The sequence below is a fragment of the Mesorhizobium sp. M2A.F.Ca.ET.042.01.1.1 genome, from assembly GCF_003997405.1.
Lineage (GTDB): Bacteria > Pseudomonadota > Alphaproteobacteria > Rhizobiales > Rhizobiaceae > Mesorhizobium.
Window position 1 is genome coordinate 1 of sequence record NZ_RZRX01000441.1, and the last position, 2,790, is coordinate 2,790.

Here is a 2,790-nt window from a genome sequence, read left to right on the forward strand (position 1 = left end):
CTATAAGTGAGGCGAGACATGTTGATGACCGCACGCAAGCCGGCAACGGTTGGCGAAATTCTTACGGAAGAGTTCATGCACCCGCTCGGCTTGACGCAAGCCGCTCTGGCCGAGGCAATGGGCGTCCCGCGCAAGCATGTGAACGAATTGTGCAACGATCGCCGCAACGTTACCGCAGCGACCGCGCTCATATTGGCGCGGGTGTTCGGCAATAGCCCGGATTTCTGGCTGAATGTCCAACGCCGCAACGACCTTTGGCAGGTCATGAACTCGCCTGACGAGCGGGCGCGTGTCGATCGTGCTAAGCCCTTGCCGACAGCCGCATAGGCACGCTTGCACAAATACGGATCAGTGCAGCGCCTTCACCAGCGCTCCCACCATGGTCTGCGGCCGGTAGCCCAGCTTGGCCGGCGTCAGCCCAAGCCGCACCACCACCAGTTGCTCCGACGCAATGATGGCCACCGTCTGGCCGTCATGGCCTTCCATCCAAACTGTGTCCTTGGGCAGGCCGGCTGCGGCGCCCGCACCGGGATTTTCCTCATCGCCCGGTCCTTCGATCCAGAGCTGGCCTTTGCCGTAGACCTTCGAGGCCGGCGCCGGCTCGCGCATCCAGTCGACGAAACCGGCAGGCAGGATCTGGTTGCCGTTCCAGGTTCCGCCCTGCAGCAGGAACTGGCCGAAGCGCGCCCAGTCATGCGCGGTGGCGTAGAGATAGGACGAGCCGACGAAAGTGCCCTGCTCGTCGGTCTCGAGCACCGCGCTGTGCATGCCGAGCGGCTCGAAAAGCGCCGTGCGCGGCCAGGCCAGCGCCTTGGCCTTGTCGCCGATCGCGTCCTGCCATAGCCGCGACAGCATTACCGCCGTGCCGCTCGAATAGGAAAACACCTTTCCGACCTCGCCGGTCAGCGGCTTGGCCTCGGCGAAGCCGGCCATGTCCGGCTCGAGATAGAGCATGCGCGTCACGTCGGCGACATCGCCATAATCCTCGTTGAATTCCAGCCCGCTCGACATCGCCATCATGTCGGCAACGCTGATGGCTGCGCGGCCATCGGCCTTCCACGCCTTGAACAGACCCTTGTTGTCGATCGCCATTTTGCCGTCCTTGACCAGCGTGCCGACTATCGCGGCATTGACCGTCTTGGTCATGGACCAGCCGAGCAGCGGCGTCTTGGCCGAGAAGCCGTCGCCATAACGCTCGGCGACGACACGGCCGTTCTTCACCACCACGATGGCGCGCATGCCGGGTCCGGCCATGGCCGAGTCGTCGACGATTTTCGCGATCTCGGGATTTTGTGACGCATCCACGCGCTCGCCATCGGGCCAAAGCGCGTCCGCCTGCGCCGGTGCGGAAGCCGCCGCGCGCAGCGACGTCTGTCGCGCCTTGCCGGTGTTGCCATCGGGAACCGAGGCGCAGCCGACGCCGTCGCGCTCGACCGCGACGCTCCTGCCCAGCAACCAGAGCAGGCCGGCGGAGACAAGTCCCCTTTCCTTGTCGACGGAGATTTTCATCAGCCTGAGCAGCGGATGGCCCGGCGCCTGCAGGTCGACGGCCAGAACCTGGTTAGCGTCGCGGCCGGCGATGAAGACGTTCGAGCAGACGATCTTGGCCGAATAGCCGGCACCAACCCGGATCAGTTCCGGCGGCGCGAAATAGAGCCAGGCGAAGAGTGCTGCCACCGCCAGGATCACAAGGCCAAGCAGCCACTTGATGAACTTCGCGACAGCCCGCATCTTTCCCCCGCCTTTTTTGGATTCGCCGGCAAGATTTATGTCATCGATTTGCCGCCATTGCTTCCGCAAAATCATTCGCGTCGTCGAGCGCCGTCAATGGATTATCAACCATGTTCGGCGATCAACTGGTTCCAGGTCGCCCAAAAAGTGCGCAGCGGTTTTGGGATAACGACTTGGAAAATGGAATGAATCAGGACGGTCCTGTGGGGCGATCGTCCGGAGGGGGCCTGCGTAAGCGACCACCATCAGTAGAGGACCCATCAGCGGCCGGCTGAACCCGGCTCGGGGAATATCATGCGCCGTCTCGCGGCCATCCTGATGCTGACGCTGCTCTGCGCCTGCTCGACCGTCGACGACCTTTCGCCGTTGTCGCCGTCTTCGCAGGCGGTTGCCGTTCGCGCGCCCAAATTCGAGGACTCCAAGCCGCATGAATGGGACAGCGGCGCGCCATGGACCTACGCCATCCACGGCACCGATGTCTCCAAATACCAGACCTCGGTCGACTGGCCCACCGTCAGGGCCAGCGGCATCTCCTTCGCCTTCATCAAGGCGACCGAAGGCGGCGACCGCTTCGACGAAAATTTCAACGAGCACTGGGCACGCACCAGGGCAGCCGGAGTCCCGCGCGCGGCCTATCATTTCTTCTATTTCTGCACGCCGGCGGAAGCCCAGGCGCGCTGGTTCATCGCCAATGTCCCAAATGACCCGTCGGCCATGCCTCCGGTGCTGGACATGGAATGGAACCCGAAATCGCCGACCTGCAGGCTGCGCCCCGATCCGGCCACCGTGCGCAGTGAAATGACCGTCTTTTTACAGATGGTCGAGCGTCACTACGGCAAGAAGCCGATCATCTACACCTCGGTCGACTTCTTCGACGACAACCAATTGGCGACGTTCCGCGGCTACCCCTACTGGCTGCGCTCGGTCGCAGGGCACCCGCGTGAGAAATACGGCAGCCATCCCTTTACCTTCTGGCAGTACACCGGCACCGGCATCGTGCCCGGCATGACCGGCAAGTCCGACATCAACGTCTTCAACGGCTCGGAAGCCGCCTGGAAG

General features: G+C 63.2%; 3 protein-coding genes. 2 read left to right on the plus strand and 1 reads right to left on the minus strand.

Annotated elements, in window-relative coordinates:
* Positions 1 to 18 precede the first annotated feature (18 nt).
* Positions 19 to 327 (plus strand): HigA family addiction module antitoxin, encoded by a 309-nt coding sequence (locus EOA23_RS33315; RefSeq protein WP_126060070.1) that lies wholly within the window; start codon positions 19 to 21, stop codon positions 325 to 327.
* Between the two features lie 21 nt (positions 328 to 348).
* Here EOA23_RS33315 and EOA23_RS33320 read toward each other — a convergent pair whose 3' ends face one another.
* A complete protein-coding gene (locus tag EOA23_RS33320) occupies positions 349 to 1,731 on the minus strand; it encodes a serine hydrolase (protein WP_127307184.1) in 1,383 nt (460 codons plus the stop codon).
* Between the two features lie 294 nt (positions 1,732 to 2,025).
* On the opposite strand from EOA23_RS33320, the gene EOA23_RS33325 reads away from it, so the two are divergent.
* A partial coding sequence (locus EOA23_RS33325) for a GH25 family lysozyme (RefSeq protein WP_127307185.1) occupies positions 2,026 to 2,790 on the plus strand: 765 nt, incomplete at its 3' end.